This is a genomic window from Streptomyces sp. NPDC031121, from assembly GCF_055570615.1.
This window is the reverse complement of the sequence record NZ_JBVIGV010000001.1, coordinates 209,053-226,998: the sequence shown is the minus strand read 5'-3', so window position 1 is coordinate 226,998 and position 17,946 is coordinate 209,053. Positions and strand designations below refer to the sequence as shown.

Sequence of the window (17,946 nt, the reverse complement as noted above, 5' to 3'; positions counted from 1 at the left end):
GGGGTCACCCGGAAATCTTGATCGTCGCCGAGGCGAACGTCGGGAGGCTCAGCTCGACCTCGGTCGCTGAAGCGGGAGGCGCCGGGAACTGGGCGAAGAACGGTAGCGCCTTGCCCGCGCCGATCGAGTTCACGCCGGTGGTGCACAGGCACCTGCCCTCAGTGTCCCTCAGCACGTAGTACCGCTTCTTGCCCGCTTTATCGACCAGGGTGGCACCGGCTACGGATTCACCGCTGCCCGTGAGTTCATTGCCGCGCCAAGCGGTCGTGTGGTTGAAGTCCTTCGCTCCGGTGTTCTTGAGGTGACCGCTCACGGTCAGGAACCCACCCTGGTCCCGCTTCGCCTCGTTGATTTCCAACACCATGCCATCTTCACCTGCTGCCGTGGCAATAACGGCCGTGGGAACCGAACCTGGTTTGTCCGGAGCAGGGCTCTGTGAACCCCCTGCCCCGGGCTGCGGGGCGGACAAGCTCTGCGCGCCCGTCGGTTTGCCGTCGTCTCCGCCGCCACAGCCGGTCAGCGTGAGGGTCAGGGCTGCCACGGCCACAACAGCCGCTCCCCCGCGGACCTTCACCGTGTGCCGCATGCTCATCTACGCCATTCCTTGTCTGTCGTCGCTGTCAGTCGGCCAGTCGTACGGTGAAGAGTGTTCTCGCCAGTCGCTGCAAGGGGCCGGGCTGAGCGGGGTCCAGCTGCAGGAGCTTGCCGCGGCACGTGAGGGTGACACCCACGGCAGCGGGAGAGGGTGATGGGGTCGGCATCGGACTCGGAGAGTCCGTGGGACCGGGCACGGGGTTGGAAGCCGAACGGAGCGAGCAGCGAGGTTCGATCACCGCCGTCGCAGAAGCCTTGGCCTGCATGCTTGAGCTGCCCGGGGCTACCGAGCTGCCGACGGTTCCATTAGTCGTCACTGAGACGGCAAACTTCGGAAGTGCAGCCCTGCACTGTGCCGTGGCGTCGTTCAGAGCGGCGAAATCAACGGCTTTCGCGCAAGCGCCGCCAGCCTCGAAGGAACCACCCCCGACAATCTTCTCCCAATCTGTCGGCCGCAGGGCGGTCAGGTCCAACCCGATGAAAACGTTGTCCCGCGCCTCGCGGGCGGCGGCCAGTGCAGCAGCATCAGCAGCACCTTGGGCATTGCTTCGCGTGGCACCGGCCATGCCCACGACGAAGAAGGCCAAGGCCGCGAAGAGCAGCGCTGCTATCGCCACGACGTAGATCGGGAAGGCCTGACCGCGATCATCGTCGAGCCGTTCGATCACTTGCCTGCCGTGATGGCGGTGATCTGATCCTTGATCTTGTTGGTAATGGCCTGGCCGATGCCCGTGCCCACGATCGCGCCGATGATGACCACCACCACCAGGATGATGCCCAGGTACTCGAAGGCCGTCTGGCCGCGGTCGCGGGTTCGGGGCGTGGCGTACCGCTTCCGCATCCGCGCCAGGGTGCTCTGCATCATGAGGGGTCCCTCCCGGTCCGGTGGCGCTGTCGGTCTGCGGACCGTACGGCGCGTTACGGGTCGTCACCAAGGGTCCCGGGGCCCAATTGCGGACCCACTGCGTGCTGCGTCTACCCACGTCCCGTCACCCCCGGTCGGGCGGTTCCCAGCCAGCGGGCTATCGCCTCGCTGCGGGTGGTGCTGTGGAGCTTGGCGAAGATGCGGTTGATGTGGTTCTTCACCGTCTTCTCGCTGATGAAGCAGGCGGCCGCGATCTGCTGGTTGCTCATCCCGGACGCGATCAGGTCCATGATCTCCGCCTCCCGCGAACTCAGCCCGAACAGAACAGAGTTGTGCAACCGCTCCGGAGACTGTGCCACAGTTCGTTGCGGTTGCGAAGAGGCCCGGAGTTCCGCGAGGAGCGCGCCGGCGGCCGTCGGCGTGAAGTGGGCGCGGCCCTCGCGGACGTCGCGGACCGCCCGGACCAGGTCGTCCGCCGTGAATTCGCCGTGCACGAGGTAGCCGCCCGCGCCCAGCAGGAGCGTTTCCCGGACGATTTCCGCCTCCCGGCTGTACGTCAGCATCAGCACGGGTGCCAGCCGCACCAGGTGCGGGAGGGCAGAGATGCCGTCGACTCCGGGCATGCGGACGTCGAGCAGGACAACGTCCGGGGCGTGGCGGCGGGTGAGGCTGAGGGCTTCGCGGCCGTCGGCGGCCTCCGCGGCGATCTCGAAGCCGCCCGCGGCGCCGAGGAGGGCGGCGAGGCCGGCGCGGACGACGGGGTTGCCGTCGGCGATGAGGACGCGCAGCGGTGCCATCAGCCGCCTCCGAGCATCGCGCCGAAGTCGACGTCGGCCCCGTACACGAACCCGCAGACCAGCAGGATCAGTGTCCCGGGCAGCATGAACAGGGTGACCGCGAAGGTGGCTTTGGGGACGGCGCGGGCGGCGCGGCGGCGGGCGTTCTGGGCGTCGGTGCGGCGCATGTCCTCGGCGATGGCGATGAGGGTGTCGACGATCGGGGAGCCGAGTTCCTCGCCCTGCTGGAGGGCGGTGACGAACTGGGCGACCTGTTCGGAGTCGTTGCGCCTGCGGAGTTCGTCGAAGGCCTGGCGGCGGCTGACGCCCATGTCCATCTGCTGGAGGGCGATGCGGATCTCGTCCGACCAGGGGCCCTCGTACTTGTCCGCGACGCGTTCCAGCGCCTGCCGGAAGCCGAGTCCGGCGCTGACGACGACGGCGAGGACGTCGAGGAAGTCGGGCAGGGTCCGCTCGATGTGGTCGCGGCGCATCCGCATCGCCGACCACAGGCCGGCCTCGATCCAGAACAGGCCGAAGGCGACCATCAGCAGGGCCGGTACGAGCTGCCCGTTGAGCAGCATCGCGAGGGCGCCGACGGCTCCGAGGAAGCCGTAGACGGCTCGGCGGGCCGCGTAGCGGTCGATGGTGAGGCCGGCCGGGTTGCCCGCCATGTCGATCTGGCGGCGCTTGCGGGCGACGCGGGCGGGTCCCATCAGGCGCAGCACGAGCGGCGCCCAGCGGATGCCCATCCGGTCGACGGCCGAGCCGACGGCGGTGGTGCGGGTGGCGCCGACCTCCAGGGCGAGCGCCAGGTCGGACGGGAGTTTCGTCTCGGCCCGGTAGAGCCGGATGCCGTGGAAGATCCCGAGGACGGAGGCTCCGAGGGCCACGGCCAGCAGCAGGGCGGTCACGTCGGCTCGCTCCCCCTCACACGTCGATCTTCGAAAGGCGGCGGATCAGCACGAACCCGAGGGTGAACAGGCCGAGCGCGACGATCACGGCGCTCTGGCCGAGGAACGCCCCGGTCATCCGGTCCAGTGCGCCCGGCATCATCAGGTTCACCAGCAGCAGCGAGCCCAGGCCGATCGCGGGGACCAGGTAGGCGGTGACGGTGACCTGGGAGAGCTGGGTGCGGATCTCGCGCCGTGTCTCCTTGCGCTGCTCCAGGGTGACGGTCAGGTTGCGCAGGGAGCCGACGAGGGCGCCGCCGGCGCGTGCGGAGAGGACCAGGGTGGAGACGAGGACGACGAGTTCGCGGGAGGGGAGCCGTTCGGCGATCTCGCCGAGGGACTCCTCGATGGAGTGGCCGACGGCGAGGCGGTCGGCGACGCGGGCCAGCTCCTCCCCGGCGGGCGCTTCGAGTTCCTCGGCGGCCATGGCGATGGCGGTGCGCAGGGCGAGGCCGGCCTGGGTGGCGTTGGCGAGGATGCGGGCGAGTTCGGGGAGCTGGTTGACGAACCGCTCGGTGCGGCGGGCCCGCTGCCAGTCGAGGAAGGCGTTGGCCGCCCACAGGCCGACGAGTCCTGCGACGGGGCCGAAGAACGGGGCGAGGAAGGCGGCCGCGAGGAGCCAGATCCCGGCGAGGGACATCAGGGCGTAGACGAAGAACTCGCCGGGGGTGAGGTCGAGGCCGGTGACGGCGAGTTTGCGCTCGATGCGCCGGCCGAGCGCGGTCCCGCGCAGCCGGCGGTCGACGCCGGGGAAGCGGCGGCGCCGTCCGGCCGGCTCGGGGGCGCCGTCGGAGGCGAGGCGGGCGATGAGGGCGGCGCGCTGGGCCCGGCCGGCGAGGTAGACGTGCGCGCCCGCGATGACGAGGACGCAGGCCAGCAGGGTGGCGCCGAGCGTGAGGGCGATGAGTGGGTTCACAGGGCTGTCCGGGTGGCGAGCTGGTCGTCCGACGTGGCGACGCCGAAGGCCTGCGGGATCGGCTGGTTGTTCATGTAGAGGCGGTCCGCGACGCGGCGCGGCAGGGGGTGGTACTCGAACCAGCCGTGGACGCGGCCGTCGGCGCCCATCGGCCGGGCCGCGAAGCGGCAGACGGTGGTGATGCGGAAGGGTTCGCGGCCGTGCGAGTCGAGGACGGCGATCTCGGTGACGCGGCGCGAGCCGTCGCCGAAGCGGGTGAGCTGGACGACGATGTCGACGGCGCTGTTGATCTGGTCCTGGAGGGCCTCGAAGGGGACTTCGACCTCGGACATCGAGGCGAGGGTCTGGAGGCGCATCAGGGCGTCCTCGGCGCTGTTGGCGTGGACGGTGGCGAGGGAGCCGTCGTGGCCGGTGGACATGGCCTGGAGCATGTCGAGGGTCTCGCCGCCGCGGACCTCGCCGACGATGATGCGGTCGGGGCGCATGCGCAGGGAGTTGCGTACGAGGTCGCGAATGGTGATCTGGCCCTTGCCCTCGACGTTCGGGGGCCGGGACTCCAGGCGGATGACGTGCGCCTGCTGGAGCTGGAGTTCGGCGGAGTCCTCGATGGTGATGATGCGCTCGCCCTCCGGGATGAGGCCGGAGAGGGCGTTGAGGAGAGTGGTCTTGCCGGTGCCGGTGGCGCCGGAGACGATCACGTTCATCTTCGACTGGACCAGCCCGGCGAGCAGCAGCAGCATCTGCTCGTCGAGGGAGCCGAGGGCGATCATCTCGTGCAGGGTGAAGGCCCGCGGGAAGCGGCGGATGGTCAGCGTCGCGCCGGTGAGGGAGAGCGGCGGGATGATGACGTTGACGCGCTCGCCGCTGGGGAGGCGGGCGTCGACCATCGGGTTGGCCTCGTCGACGCGCCGGTTGACGGTGGAGACGATGCGCTCGATGGTCTGCATGAGCTGCTCGTGCGAGGCGAAGCGGAGCGGGAGCTGCTCGACCCGGCCGGCGCGCTCCACGAAGATCTGGTCGGGGCCGTTGACCATGATCTCGGAGATGGACGGGTCCTCCAGGAGCGGTTCGAGGACGCCGAGGCCGAGGGCCTCGTCCACGACGCGGCGGATGAGCTGGGCCCGTTCGGCGGTGGAGAGGACGGGGCCCTCGCGGCTGATGATGTGGCCGAGGACGCGCTCGAGGCGGCTCCGCCGCTCGGCGGGGGCGAGCGCGGACATCTCGGCGAGGTCGATCTCCTCCAGCAGCTTGGCGCGGTAGGAGGAGACCAGCAGGCCGTCCTCGCGGGGGCCGTGCCGGTCGTCGGGCGTGGCGACCCGGGCGCGCAGGCTCATGGTCCGACCTCCGGGTCGTCGTTGGGCATCACGGCCGTCGCCCGGGCGGGGTCGAGGGACAGGCCGGGCACGAGGGACTTGATCGTGATGGTGACGGTCGCGGTCACGGCGTCGCCGCCGGCGGCGACGTCGACGACCGGGTCGAGCCCGGACCGGACGGCGGCCGCCCCGGCGGCGGCCCCGGTGCCGCGCTCGCGGGCCTCCGCGCGGGCGGCGGTCCGTGCCGCGGTGTCGGCCTGCTCGTGGACGTACGCCACCCAGCCGAGCTGGATCGCGCACAGCGCGACGAACAGCAGGACCGGGATGAACCCGATGTACTCCAGGGCCACCTGCCCGCGGTCGCCGCGTCGGGTGCCGGCGTGCCGGGGGCGGGGCCGGGGCCGGGGGCGGGGTCGGGGTCGGGGTCGGGGCATCTAGTCCTCCTTCTCCCGTACCGCGCCGGCCTCGCCGGTGATGGCCCCGAAGCCCAGCGACGGGTGGAGCACCGGGATCTCGAGACGGACGGTGGCCTTGTAGAGGCGGCCTTCCGCGCGGCAGTCGGCGGTCATGCCCCAGGCGCTGCCGATGTGCTCGCCGGCGGCGGCCTGGCACTCCGCGCCGCCCTTGACGGCGCCCGCGCGGGCCGCCTCGTCCGCCGCGTTCCCGGCGAGGGAGAAGGCGTAGCCGATGAGGACGCACTCCCAGACTGCCGCGACGAGCAGCAGGATCAGCGGGACCATCCCGGCGAACTCGACGGCGACCTGCCCGCGGTCGCCGGCCCCGGCGGCGCGGGGGCCGGCGGGGCCGGTGCGGCCGGTGCGGCCGGTGCGGCCGGGGCCGTCGGGCGGTCTGCGCGCGGCCACCGGTCAGCCCTCCCGGCCGCGGCGCCGGCGGCCGAGCGCGCCGCGGTCGCCGCCGCGGCGCAGCCGGGCGACGGGGCCGGCCGCCCGCACGGCGAGGGCCGCGCCGGAGGCCCGGCCGCCGGCGGTGTCCCGGCCGGGGAGCGCGGCCTGCGCCCCGGCGGGGTCGGCCGGGTCGGCGGTGGCGGCGAGGAGGCCGAGTTCGCCGGCGACGGCCCACAGGGCCTGTTTGACGGCGGACCGGTTGTCGAGGTCCTGGAGGCGGCCCGCGTCGACGACGGGCTGGAGCTCCTTGAAGGCCGCGGGGACGGGGGTGTTCGCCACCCGCGCCTTGGTGATCTTCTCGATGAGGGAGGGCTGGATCTCGGTGTGCCTGCTCCAGCGGTTGACGACCATCACGGTGTCCTCGGCCTTGCGGACCTGGAGCCGCTCCCACATGCGGACCATGCGCTTGGCGGCGCGTACGGAGATGACGTCCGGAGTGGTGACGAGGGCGGCGGTGTCCGCCATCTCCACCACGGCCGCGTTCGCGCCGCTCACCTGGGTGCCGCAGTCGACGACGACGAGTTCGTAGCGGCCGCGCAGGGCGGTGACGACGTGCCGGGCGGCCCGGTCGTCGACCTCCTCGCCGCGTTCGCCCTCGGCGGGCGCCAGCAGCAGGGCGAGGCCGGTCCGGTCGTCGTAGACGGCGTCCTGGAGGACGCGCGGGGAGATGTCGTGGATGCCGGCGAGGTCGGCGATGGAGCGGCGGAACTGCACGTCGAGGTAGGAGCCGACGTCGCCGGCCTGGAGGTCCATGTCGACGAGGACGGTGCGCCGCCCGGCGGCGGCCGCGGCGAGCGCGAACTGGACGGCGGTGAGAGTGGTGCCGACGCCGCCCTTGGCCCCGGCGACGGTGACGACGCGCCCGCCGGGGCCGCCGGGCGGGTCGGCGGGGCGGCCCAGGTGGCGGCGTACTCCGGCGGACCACTGGGCGGCGGCCTGGACGCGGGCGGCGAGCTCCTCGTACGAGGGCGGCAGGCCGATCAGGCCGCGCGCGCCGGAGTCCATGGCGGCGGAGAAGAGGGCGGGCCCGGTGTCGGAGGAGAGCAGGACGACACCGACGGCGGGGAAGCGGAGGGCGACTTCGCGGATGAGGTCGAGGGCGGGGACCGGCCCGATGCGCTCGTGGACGAGGACGACCTCGGGCAGCTCGTCGACGGACCCGGCGGCCAGCCGCGCCAGGGTGTCGAGGAGCGCGCCGGAGTCGGGGAGCGGTGCGGCCGGCTCGGCGTCCGGAAGCTGGCCGAGCAGGGCGGAGAGGGAGCGCGCGGCGTCGGCGTCGCCGGCTGCGGGGAGGATTCGGGTGGTCATCCGGGCCTCACTTGTCCCCGTCGAGGGTGTACGTGCGGTCGCCCGCTCCGGGCGCGGAGTCGGTGCCGGGTGCCACGAGGGCCAGGCGTACGTGCTCCGCGAAGGACTCGGCGTACGCGACGCGCTGGGTGTCCTTGGTGTTCAGCGCGAAGGTGATGGGGACGGCCTCGGCGGGGCCCCTGCGGTCGGCGTCCTTGTCGAGGGGGGTGAGCTTGCCGACGTTGAGGACGCGCGCGTTGGCCACGATGATGACGGAGCGGGAGGGATCGCTCTCCTTGGCGCCCTTGAAGGTGGCGATGATGTTGACCTTGGCGCCGGAGTAGATCTTGCCGGCGACACCGGTCGCCGCGTCGATCATGATGGCGATCTCCTGCTCCCCCGGTTGCAGCTGGGGTTTGTCGACGAACATGTCGGTCTGGAGCAGCGAGCCCTTCCTGAGGGTGGTCAGGGCGATCTTGTCCTTGAGGGTGCCGAGGTCGTCGACGGCGGTCTCGGACAGCCAGCGCCGCGGGATGCTGACCTCTTCGAACTGGACGGCGGACAGCGGGCTGTAGGGCGCGATGTCGGCCTTGGCGCGGTAGGCGGTGACTTCGGCGCCGACCTTGGAGTTGACGTCGCCGATCACCACGAGGACCCCGCCGAACGCCGCCAGGGCGCACAGGACCGACAGGAGCAGCAGGATGACGCCGCGGCGCTGGCGTGAGTTCATGTGCCGTACTACCTCGCCGTTCTTCGTTCGTTCGGGCCGGTCGGTCGTGGGTCGGTGGTGCGGCGGCTCCCCGGGAGGGGGGCCGCTCAGCGTGCGGTGCCGGTGCGGGCGCTCGTACGGGCGCCCGGGCGGGCGGCGGCCTCCGCGGCGGGTGGCGGCGGTGCGTGGAGCGGGGCGGCGCAGAAGCCGCAGCGGTCGCCGATGAGCTCCAGGCCGCACCAGCGGCACTCCTCGCGGCGCACCGAGGCGACGAGTTGGTAGAGGACGGACAGGTCGGGGATGCCGGCGGCGAACTCGACGAGCTTGGGCGTGCCCCACCAGGCGGGCGAGTCGGCCGGGAGCGGGTTCTCCATGACGCCCTGGACCTGCCAGGCGGGGGCGAGGGTGTCCGTCACCCAGTCGGAGGGGAGCCGGCCGCGGGCGAAGGTCAGCTGGGTGGCGTAGGCGGGTCCGGTCGGCATGCCCTCGGGGAGGGCGCCCGCCGCGGCCGGGGCCTTGCGGGACCGGCCGCGGCCGCCCGCGCCGTGCGCCCCGCGGCTCCCGGACCCGGTGGCGGCGGGGCCGAGGCGGGCCAGGTGGGGGACGGGGTGGGCGAGGACGGCGAACTGGGCTCCGGGGGACCAGGAGCGGGCGTGCGCCTTGAGGCTGACGTCGACCCGGTCGAGCCGGGCGACGGAGCCGAGGACGGCTCCGGCGTGGACGTAGTGGGAGAGCAGGCGGGCGGCCGCGGCGACGACGCCCGGGCTGAAGTCGCAGACGGTGAGCTGGCGGAGCTGGCGGACCAGCAGGGCGGTGCCGAGCGGGGGCAGGTCGACGTCGAGGAGCGCGATCCGGTCGGTTTCGAGGATGGCGCGGACGGTGCGCAGCCGGCGGACGGCCGCGGGCGGCAGCCAGGGCGGCACGACGGCCAGGACGTGGCTGTGGCGCTCGAGGAGGGAGGCGGTCTCGGCGAGGGCGCCTTCGAGGGCGATGCGGTCGGGCGGGGTGAGGACGGCGGCCGGCGGGGTGTGCCGGTCCGGGGCCGGCAGCACCAGATCGGCGCTGGTGACGGCAATGGCGACCGGCATGCGCATCCCCCTGTTCACCCCGTGCACCGCGCCTCCCCCGGCTTGCGCCGGGCGGTGCCCCCAAGCGGCCGCAGCGGCCGCGTCGACCTGCGCGACCGCAAACGGCCGACGCGTTCTCCCCCGTGCCCCAGCACCATATCCGCGTCACCCCTGGCGGGGCAGGGCCTTGGGAATTCCCGTGCTGCGCCGTCGGGTCGCAGGTGGCGGGAAACCCGGACAACCGGGATCCGACGGCCGATCAGTTCAAGCCACTTCGCAAAGAGCATTGACAGCGTGATTGGTCTGGACCAAGTTGAAGGACCGGCCCCCCACGCCACTCCACGGCCTCCTGCGCCACCCCTCTCGCCTCCCCGTTCACCTCCCCTACTCCCCCCACGGAGTCCTCGTGAACCGCATACGCGCACTCGCCCTGCTGGGCGCCGCGACCCTCACCGCCGGCGGCATGACCGCCCTGACCGCCGGCACCGCCCGGGCCGCAGACGTCGACGTCGCCCGCAACGGCGGCTTCGAGTCCGGGCTCACGCACTGGAACTGCAGCCCCGGCAGCGGCGCCGCCGCCTCCGGCCCCGCCCACACCGGGGCCGCCGCGCTGCGGGCCGCGCCGTCGGGCCTGGACAACGCCCGGTGCAGCCAGACCGTCACGGTCAGGCCGAACTCGACGTACACGATCGCCGCGCAGGTCCAGGGCTCGTACGTGCACCTCGGCGCCTCCGGCACCGGCACGCAGGACGTGTCGGCCTGGACCCCCGGGTCCGGCGGCGGCTGGCAGCGCCTGTCGGCCACCTTCACCACGGGCCCGAGCACCACGCAGGTCACCGTCTACGCGCACGGCTGGTACGGCCAGCCGGGCTACGCGGTCGACGAGTTCAGCGTGGTCGGCCCCGACGGCGGCGGCCCGACCGACCCCGGCCCGTCGCTGCCGGGCGCCCCCGCGGGTGCCGCCGTCTCCGGCCAGGGCGCGAACTCGCTCACCCTTTCGTGGGACGCGGTCGGCGGGGCCGCCGGCTACCACGTGTACCAGGACGGCGTCCGCGTACGGACGGTCTCCGGGCCGCCCGCGCAGATCACCGGGCTCGCCGCCTCGACCTCGTACTCCTTCCGGGTGAGCGCGTACAACGCGGCCGGGGAGGGCCCGCAGTCGGCGCCGGTGACCGGCACGACGACCGGCGGCGGTCCGGGGACGCCCGGACCGGCAGTGCCGAAGCACGCCCTGACGGGCTACTGGCAGAACTTCGACAACGGCGCGACCGTCCAGCGGCTCTCCGACGTGTCGCCGCAGTACGACATCATCGCGGTCTCCTTCGCCGACGCCACGCCCACGCCGGGCGCGATCGCCTTCCACCTCGACAACGCGGGCCTGGGCGGCTACACCGTCGACCGGTTCAAGGCCGACATCGCCGCGAAGAAGGCGGCCGGCAAGTCCGTCATCCTCTCCATCGGCGGGGAGAAGGGCACGATCACGGTCAACGACGCGGCCTCCGCCGCGAACCTGGCGGACTCCGCGTACGCCCTGATGCAGGAGTACGGCTTCAACGGGATCGACATCGACCTGGAGAACGGCCTCAACCCCACCTACATGACCCAGGCGATGCGCGCCCTGTCGGCGAAGGCCGGGCCCTCGCTCGTCATCACGATGGCCCCGCAGACCATCGACATGCAGTCCACCTCGGGGAGCTACTTCCGGACGGCGCTCAACATCAAGGACATCCTCACCGTCGTCAACATGCAGTACTACAACAGCGGCTCGATGAACGGCTGCGACGGCAAGGTGTACTCCCAGGGCTCGGTCGACTTCCTCACCGCGCTGGCCTGCATCCAGCTGGAGGGCGGCCTGGACCCCTCGCAGGTGGGCATCGGCGTGCCGGCCTCCCCGAGCGGCGCGGGCAGCGGCTACGTCTCCCCGACGGTGGTCAACAACGCCCTCGACTGCCTGACCCGGGGCACCAACTGCGGGTCCTTCAAGCCGTCGAAGACCTACCCGGGGCTGCGCGGGGCGATGACCTGGTCGACGAACTGGGACGCCAAGGCGGGCAGCGCCTGGTCCAACGCGGTGGGTCCGAAGGTTCACGGCCTGCCGTAGGCGGTACCAGTGGGGGTGGCTTCGAGGGAATCTGGCCGATTTCCGGTTCTTGACCTGGACATGCCACAAGAGCACGCTGTGCCCGTCCGCACGGCTACCCCCACCTCCCCACCCAGGAGAACGCATGCGGCTCCACACACGACGCAGGGCCGCCGTCACGGCGGCCCTGCTCGCGCTCGCGCTCGGCGCGCCCGCCTACGGCATGAGCGCGACGGCGGCCCCTCCGCCCAGCCCCTCCACCGCGACCCTCGACGAGTCCGTCGCCCAGTACGAGATCAAGGGCCCGGCGACGCCGGCCGAGCGAACGGCCCTGCTCCGTACGGGTGTCTCCATCGACGAGGTCGACGCCCGCTCGGTCGTCGTCAGCGCCGACCCCCTCCAGGCGAAGGCACTGCGCCGCCTCGGCTACGAGCCCATCCCCCTCGGCGGCCCGCCCGACCGCTCCGAGCGCGGCGTGCAGGCGGGCCCGGCGGACTTCCCGTCGGCGGACTCCCGCTACCACAACTACGCCGAGATGAGCGCCGAGATCGACCAGCGCATCGCCCAGTACCCCGCCATCATGAGCAAGCGGGTGATCGGCAAGTCGTACCAGGGCCGGGACATCGTCGCCATCAAGATCAGCGACAACGTCGCCGCCGACGAGAACGAGCCCGAGGTCCTCTTCACGCACCACCAGCACGCCCGCGAGCACCTCACCGTCGAGATGGCGCTCTACCTGCTCAAGGAGTTCGGCTCCACCTACGGGACCGACGCCCGCGTCACCCGCATGGTCGACAGCCGCGAGATCTGGATCATCCCGGACCTCAACCCCGACGGCGGCGAGTACGACATCGCCACCGGCTCCTACCGCTCCTGGCGCAAGAACCGCCAGCCGAACTCCGGCTCCTCCTCCGTCGGCACCGACGAGAACCGCAACTGGAACTACAAGTGGGGCTGCTGCGGCGGCTCCAGCGGCAGCAAGGGCTCCGAGACCTACCGCGGCTCCGCACCCGAGTCGGCGCCCGAGGTCAAGGTCGTCTCCGACTTCGTCCGCGGCCGCGTCGTCGGCGGCAAGCAGCAGATCAAGGCCGCCATCGACTTCCACACCTACAGCGAGCTCGTGCTGTGGCCGTACGGGTGGACGTACAACGACACCGCCCCCGGCCTGACCGCGGACGACCTCGCCGTCTTCAAGACCGTCGGCACCCGCATGGCGAACAGCAACGGCTACACGCCCGAGCAGTCCAGCGACCTCTACATCACCGACGGCACCATCGACGACTGGCTGTGGGGCAGCCAGAAGATCTTCGGCTACACCTTCGAGATGTACCCGTCCGGCTTCGGCGGCGGCGGCTTCTACCCGCCCGACGAGGTGATCGACCGCGAGACCTCCCGCAACCGCGACGCCGTCCTCCAACTCCTGGAGAACGCCGACTGCATGTACCGCTCCATCGGCAAGGAAGCGCAGTACTGCACCGCCTAGCACGCACCCCGCACGGGCGGGGCGCCTCCTCCGCCGGGGCGCCCCGCCCGTGCCCGCGCCCGGCCCCGCGCACCGCGCCCGGAACCGCCCGGCGTTGCCCCGCCGTCCCCGGGGAGGTAAGACAGCACCGGACAACACCCGCGCCGACCGCACCGCACGACGCGGCGGCGGCGCAGCGCAAGGAGGAACCGCATGGCCAGCGCCGAGGCAGCCGGGCAGCAGCCGCACCCCGCGACGGACGGGAAGCCGGCCCGCACGACGGTCCGGGAGGCGGTGCGGGAACTCGACCGCGAACGCGTCGACCACCGCTTCAAGGGCCTCCCGCCGGACGCCGCGGACGCCGGGCTCACCGTCGGGGAGCTGGCCGCCCAGCACCGGGACCTGCACACCGGCGGCTTCACCACCCCCGTCCTCACCCTCGACGGCGAGGCGCTGGAGCACAACCTGGCCGCGCTCGCCGCGTTCTGCGAGCGCCACGGCCTGGAGTTCGCCCCGCACGGCAAGACCTGCATGGCCCCGGCGCTCTTCGAGCGGCAGCTGGAGCGGGGCGCCTGGGGCATCACCGTCGCCATGCCGCACCAGGCCCGCGTCTGCCGCGCCTTCGGCATCGACCGGATCTTCCTCGCCAACGAGCTGGTCGACGCCCCCGCCCTGCACTGGGTCGCCGCGGAGCTGACCGCCGACCCGCAGTTCGAGTTCGTCGCGTACGTCGACTCCGTCCGCGGGGTCGCCCTCATGGACGCGGCCCTCGCCGGCCGCACCACCCGCCCCGTCGACGTCGTCGTGGAACTCGGCGCCGGCGCCGAGGGCCGCACCGGCGTGCGCACCGCCGCCGAGTGCCTGGAGGTCGCCCGCGCCGTGGCCGCCGCGCCGACCCTGCGGCTGGCCGGCGTCGCGGGCTACGAGGCCACCATGCCCGGCGCCGACGCCGCGAGCGTCCGGGGGTGGCTGCGCAGCCTCGTCGCCCTGGCCGCCGACTTCGACGCGGCCGGGCTGTTCAAGGGCACGGGGCTGGAGCGGATCGTCGTCAGCGCCGGCGGCAGCGAGTGGTTCGACGCGGTCGCCGAGGTCTTCGCCGGCATCCCCGAGCTGTCCCTGCCCGTGCAGCGGCTGCTGCGCTCCGGCGCGTACGTCTCGCACGACCACGGCTGGTACTCGGGCCTCACGCCCTTCAACCGGCACCCCGAGGAGGGCGGCCTGCTGCCGGCCTTCCGGCTGTGGACCCAGGTGGTCTCCCGGCCCACGCCCGGCCAGGCCTTCGTCAACGCCGGCAAGCGCGACATCGCCTACGACCTCGGCCTGCCCGAGGTGCTCGCCGTGCGCGGCGCCGACGGCACCGAGCGGCCCGGCACCGGGATCACCGTCACGAAGCTGTCCGACCAGCACGCCTGGCTGGAGACGGCGCCCGGCACCGAACTGGAGGTCGGGGACCGGGTCGCGCTCGGCATGGCGCACCCCTGCACGATCTTCGAGAAGTGGCCGCTGATCCCGGTGACCGGGCCCGACGGCACCGTCACGGAACTGGTCCGCACCTTCTTCTGAACGGCGCCACTTCTTCTGAACGGCGCCACGGGACCCGATCCGCTCACCCGGGGGCAGGGCTTGGGCCTGGTGCTCCGCGGGGCCCGCGTCGTCGACGGCACGGGCGGGCCCCGTACACGGCCGACATCGCCGTGCCCGGGGGGCCCGGATCGCGCGGATCGGGCGGATCCGGTCGGGCGGCCGGCTGCCCGTCGGCGCCGCCGGGCCGGCCCTGGCGCCCGGCTTCGCCGACATGACGCCCACAGCGACCTGGCGCTGCTGCACGACGGCCTCTCCTGCGCGCCGGCCGACGACGGCACCCTCGCCGAGGTGCGGGCGGCGATCACCGGCTGGAACGGGCCCGGCTCGCCCACGGCGAGGACGCCGACTCCACCGGGCGCACCGTCGGCGGCTACCCGGACCGGCTCGACCGCACGGGCATCGCCGTCAACCCCGTTCCGGTGGCGCCGGCGGGCCGTACGCTGGGGCGCATGATCGCTTTCGCGCCCGCAGCCGTCCTGCTGCTGCTGTTCCTGGTGAGCGTGCGGGCGGACCGCCGGCGCTTCCGCAACGCCGTCCTGCTGGGCCTGACGCTCATATGGGCCGCGATCGGGGTGCTGTTCCTCATACCGTCGCTGCCGCCGCTGCTGAGGGTCGTCGCGGTGGCGCTGATCCTGCTGGTGCCGGCACTGGGCACGCTCGTGCTGGGCGGCATCCTCGTCGGCAACGGCATCACGATGCTCCGGCGGGAGGGCCGCAGCCCCGCCAACCTGCTGTCGCTGGCCGCCGGATCGGGGATCTTCGGGCTGATCGGGCTGGTCGCGTACGTCGCCGACCGGGGCTCGCCCGCCATGGACGCGGCCGTCGGCGGGCTGGTGCTGCTCGTCGCGTACGTCTCGTTCCTCTTCGTGTGCTTCCTCGCGTACGCCTTCCTGTACGGGCGCACGCCGGTGCGCGGGGACGTCGACTTCGTGGTGGTCCTCGGCTCCGGCCTGCTCGGCGGCGAGCGGGTGTCGCCGCTGCTGGCCTCCCGCCTGGAGAAGGGCCTGCGGCTCCAGGCCGCGCAGGCGGCGCGCGGCGGGCGGGTGCCGCTGCTGCTGGCCTCGGGCGGGCGGGGCCCGGACGAGAAGGTGTCCGAGGCGCGGGCGATGGCGGACTGGCTGATAGAGCGGGGTGCGGCGCCCGAGCTGGTACGGCTGGAGGACCGCTCCCGGACGACGGACGAGAACCTCGCCTTCAGCCGGGAGGTGATGGAGGCGGAGGCCGGTCCGGACTACCGGTGCGTCGTCGTCACCAACAACTTCCATGCCTTCCGCGCGGCGATGATGGCACGGAAGGCGGGGGTGGACGGGCAGGTGGTGGGCTCGCCGACGGCCCGCTACTTCTGGCCGAGCGCGACCATCCGCGAGTTCGTCGCCGTCTTCTGGGAGCACCGGGTGGTCAACCTGGTGGTCTGCGGGGCGATCGCGGCGGCGACGGCAGTGGCGGCGGCGACGGCGGCGGCGGCGGCGACGGCGGCGGCGGCGGCGACGGCGGGATAGCGGGCGGGGTCGGAAAAGGGTCACGGGGCGGGTGCACCGCGGCTCCCCCCTTGGCAGCCGCGGGTCACCCGCCCCGTCCTCAGGCGGGGAGGCGTGTCACAGGCGCTGCCACAGCGCGGGGACGTTCGGCGGCTCCCAGCCCGCCTGGGCCTGGTGGCCCTGGAGGCAGCGGTAGCTCGCGCCGCCGTACGTGACGGTCGCGCCGGCCGCGTAGACGGTGCCGGACTTCCAGGTGCCGCCCGGCTCGGGCTCGCCGGGGCCGGGGCCCGGGTCGCCTCCGGTGGTCCTCAGGGTCAGCCCGTACGCGGACAGGATCGGGTTCAGCGGCTGGAAGAAGGTGGTGCCGCCGCCGGAGCAGTTCCCGGAGCCGCCCGAGGTGACGCCCTGCGCCTGGCTGCCGGAGATGTAGGAGCCGCCCGAGTCGCCGGGCTCGGCACACACCGTCGTGCGGGTCACGCCGGAAATGGTGCCCTCGGGGTAGGTGACGCTGGTGTTGTGCTGCTGGACGGTGCCGCAGTGCCAGCCCGTCGTGGAGCCCGAGCGGCAGACCGACGCGCCGACGGGCTGCAGGACGGAACCGGTGACCTGCACGTTCGCACCGCCGCTGCCCTTGACGTACGGGGTGGCCGTCCAGTTCGTGTTCGCGGCGACCCAGGCCATGTCGCTGCCGGGGAACACCGACGCCTGGAAGGAGCCCTGGGAGACCCGGTTGAAGCCGGTCGTCGTCGTCCCGGCCCGGCCGCAGTGCCCGGCGGTGGCGAAGCCGTGGGTGGTGCCGCGGGTCACCGGGAAGCCGACGGAGCAGCGGCCGCTGCCGTTCATGTGGTACGCGTCGCCGCCGCGCAGGTCGTACAGCGGGCGCGGGGCCTCCTCGGTCGGCACCACGGTGACGAGGGAGGCGTCGGTGCCGGTCGCGGCGAGCAGGCGGGCCGCGGCGCCGGGCTCGGCCTCCTCGACGACGAGGGTGTTGGTGCGGGGGTCGACGTAGCGCACCGGGGTCCCGGCGGTCGCGGCCCGGTCGAGGGCGGTCTTCGCGGCGTCGAGGGAGGCGAGGGAGCGGGAGACGACCACCGGCCGGGCGCTGGCGGCGCGTATCGCCGCCGCGTCGGAGGCGCGGGTCGTGGCGACGGACAGGCCGGCCGTGTCCGAGCCGTCGACCCAGGCGCCGGCGAAGGCGGGGCCGAGGCGGCTCTCCAGGCGGGCGGCGGCCGCCCCCGCCTCGGCCTCGTGCGCGAGGCGGGCCCGGGCCCGGTCCGGGCTCAGCCCGAGGTCGCGCTGCATGGCGGCCAGCAGCTCGGGCTGTGCGTCGGCGGTGCGCAGGGTCTCGGCGGCGGTCGGCGCGGTCGCGGTCCGGGCTGCCGGCTCGGCGGCGGCCGTCCCGACGGCCGCGGCGAGCAGCAGGCCGGCCGCGGCCAGGGCGGTACACGCCGTGCGGGCGTGTCGCTTGGGCATGGGGGGTCCCTTCGGTCTTCGGCGGGGATGCGGAAACCGTAGGGACCCCAACGGCCCCGCGGATACTTCCTGTTGGCCCCTCCCCCGGTGTTATGCCCGGGCGGCCGGGGACGCTGGGGCGGCGGGCGCCGGGCGCCGACGTGCGTTCTTGGAGTTGCGGCCGGAGGATGGGGGCACCAGGCAGGTACTCCTAGGAGGCAACCGATGGGAACAGAATCGGACCAGCAGCGTGAGTCCGTGACCCCTTCGTCGATGCTGTTCACGGGCGGGGAGCGGGCGTACGACCCCGAGGACCTCGTCATGGCGACGGGCGCCGACCCGACTCCGGAGCGGGTCGAGAAGGCCCGAAAGCTGATCGAGAAGGAAGGCCGAAGGGTCATCGAGCGCTACCTCCCCTAGCTGCGGCCCACGCCCGCCCCCACCGGGGGCGGGCCCCCGCCGCCCGCCGGCTCTCCGCGGCCCGCACTTCCCGGGGCTCCGCCCC

At 73.4% G+C, this 17,946-nt stretch carries 18 protein-coding genes and 1 pseudogene; 6 read left to right on the top strand and 13 right to left on the bottom strand.

The window, feature by feature from the left end:
• Positions 1-4: 4 nt before the first annotated feature.
• The 12 genes from ACZ462_RS01075 to ACZ462_RS01020 form a co-directional block, all read right to left on the bottom strand.
• A complete protein-coding gene (locus ACZ462_RS01075; protein ID WP_467808740.1) occupies positions 5-592 on the bottom strand; it encodes a hypothetical protein in 588 nt (195 codons plus the stop codon).
• A 28-nt stretch (positions 593-620) separates the two neighbouring features.
• Positions 621-1,262: a pilus assembly protein TadG-related protein gene (locus tag ACZ462_RS01070; RefSeq protein ID WP_467808739.1), complete on the bottom strand. Its 642-nt coding sequence runs from the start codon at positions 1,260-1,262 to the stop codon at positions 621-623.
• Positions 1,259-1,459, bottom strand: coding sequence for a hypothetical protein (locus tag ACZ462_RS01065; protein ID WP_467808738.1), 201 nt, complete (start codon positions 1,457-1,459; stop codon positions 1,259-1,261). The genes ACZ462_RS01070 and ACZ462_RS01065 overlap by 4 nt, the downstream gene beginning before the upstream one ends.
• Positions 1,460-1,569: 110 nt before the next feature.
• Positions 1,570-2,256: a response regulator gene (locus tag ACZ462_RS01060; protein WP_467808737.1), complete on the bottom strand. Its 687-nt coding sequence runs from the start codon at positions 2,254-2,256 to the stop codon at positions 1,570-1,572.
• On the bottom strand, positions 2,256-3,149 hold the full coding sequence (locus ACZ462_RS01055) for a DUF5936 domain-containing protein (RefSeq protein WP_467808736.1): 894 nt from the start codon (positions 3,147-3,149) through the stop codon (positions 2,256-2,258). The genes ACZ462_RS01060 and ACZ462_RS01055 overlap by 1 nt, the downstream gene beginning before the upstream one ends.
• A 16-nt stretch (positions 3,150-3,165) precedes the next feature.
• Complete coding sequence (locus ACZ462_RS01050) at positions 3,166-4,104, bottom strand: type II secretion system F family protein (protein ID WP_467808735.1); 939 nt, start codon at positions 4,102-4,104, stop codon at positions 3,166-3,168.
• A complete protein-coding gene (locus ACZ462_RS01045) occupies positions 4,101-5,438 on the bottom strand; it encodes a CpaF family protein (protein ID WP_467808734.1) in 1,338 nt (445 codons plus the stop codon). The genes ACZ462_RS01050 and ACZ462_RS01045 overlap by 4 nt, the downstream gene beginning before the upstream one ends.
• The gene (locus ACZ462_RS01040) at positions 5,435-5,851 is read right to left on the bottom strand and encodes a TadE/TadG family type IV pilus assembly protein (RefSeq protein WP_467808733.1); all 417 of its coding nucleotides are present in this window, start codon (positions 5,849-5,851) and stop codon (positions 5,435-5,437) included. The genes ACZ462_RS01045 and ACZ462_RS01040 overlap by 4 nt, the downstream gene beginning before the upstream one ends.
• Positions 5,852-6,280, bottom strand: coding sequence for a TadE/TadG family type IV pilus assembly protein (locus ACZ462_RS01035; protein WP_467808732.1), 429 nt, complete (start codon positions 6,278-6,280; stop codon positions 5,852-5,854).
• A gap of 3 nt (positions 6,281-6,283) precedes the next feature.
• Positions 6,284-7,630, bottom strand: coding sequence for an AAA family ATPase (locus ACZ462_RS01030; protein ID WP_467808731.1), 1,347 nt, complete (start codon positions 7,628-7,630; stop codon positions 6,284-6,286).
• A 7-nt stretch (positions 7,631-7,637) separates the two neighbouring features.
• On the bottom strand, positions 7,638-8,339 hold the full coding sequence (gene cpaB, locus ACZ462_RS01025; RefSeq protein ID WP_467808730.1) for a Flp pilus assembly protein CpaB: 702 nt from the start codon (positions 8,337-8,339) through the stop codon (positions 7,638-7,640).
• An 86-nt stretch (positions 8,340-8,425) separates the two neighbouring features.
• Complete coding sequence (locus ACZ462_RS01020) at positions 8,426-9,406, bottom strand: hypothetical protein (RefSeq protein ID WP_467808729.1); 981 nt, start codon at positions 9,404-9,406, stop codon at positions 8,426-8,428.
• A 442-nt stretch (positions 9,407-9,848) separates the two neighbouring features.
• On the opposite strand from ACZ462_RS01020, the gene ACZ462_RS01015 reads away from it, so the two are divergent.
• From ACZ462_RS01015 to ACZ462_RS00995, 5 genes and pseudogenes are all read left to right on the top strand, one after another.
• Entirely contained in the window at positions 9,849-11,486 is a 1,638-nt protein-coding gene (locus tag ACZ462_RS01015) for a chitinase (protein ID WP_467808744.1), read from the top strand.
• A 124-nt stretch (positions 11,487-11,610) separates the two neighbouring features.
• Positions 11,611-12,948, top strand: a complete 1,338-nt coding sequence (locus ACZ462_RS01010) for a M14 family metallopeptidase (protein WP_467808728.1) — start codon at positions 11,611-11,613, stop codon at positions 12,946-12,948.
• A 192-nt stretch (positions 12,949-13,140) separates the two neighbouring features.
• Positions 13,141-14,490, top strand: a complete 1,350-nt coding sequence (locus ACZ462_RS01005; protein WP_467808727.1) for an alanine racemase — start codon at positions 13,141-13,143, stop codon at positions 14,488-14,490.
• Between the two features lie 60 nt (positions 14,491-14,550).
• Positions 14,551-14,945: pseudogene (locus ACZ462_RS01000) on the top strand (D-aminoacylase); the annotation flags it as partial.
• 15 nt (positions 14,946-14,960) lie between these two features.
• Entirely contained in the window at positions 14,961-16,010 is a 1,050-nt protein-coding gene (locus ACZ462_RS00995) for a YdcF family protein (RefSeq protein WP_467808743.1), read from the top strand.
• A 96-nt stretch (positions 16,011-16,106) separates the two neighbouring features.
• On the opposite strand, the gene ACZ462_RS00990 is transcribed toward ACZ462_RS00995, so the two are convergent.
• Positions 16,107-17,462, bottom strand: a complete 1,356-nt coding sequence (locus ACZ462_RS00990) for a carbohydrate-binding protein (RefSeq protein ID WP_467808726.1) — start codon at positions 17,460-17,462, stop codon at positions 16,107-16,109.
• Between the two features lie 204 nt (positions 17,463-17,666).
• Between ACZ462_RS00990 and ACZ462_RS00985 the strand changes: the two genes are divergently transcribed.
• On the top strand, positions 17,667-17,861 hold the full coding sequence (locus tag ACZ462_RS00985; protein ID WP_467808725.1) for a hypothetical protein: 195 nt from the start codon (positions 17,667-17,669) through the stop codon (positions 17,859-17,861).
• Positions 17,862-17,946 lie beyond the last annotated feature (85 nt).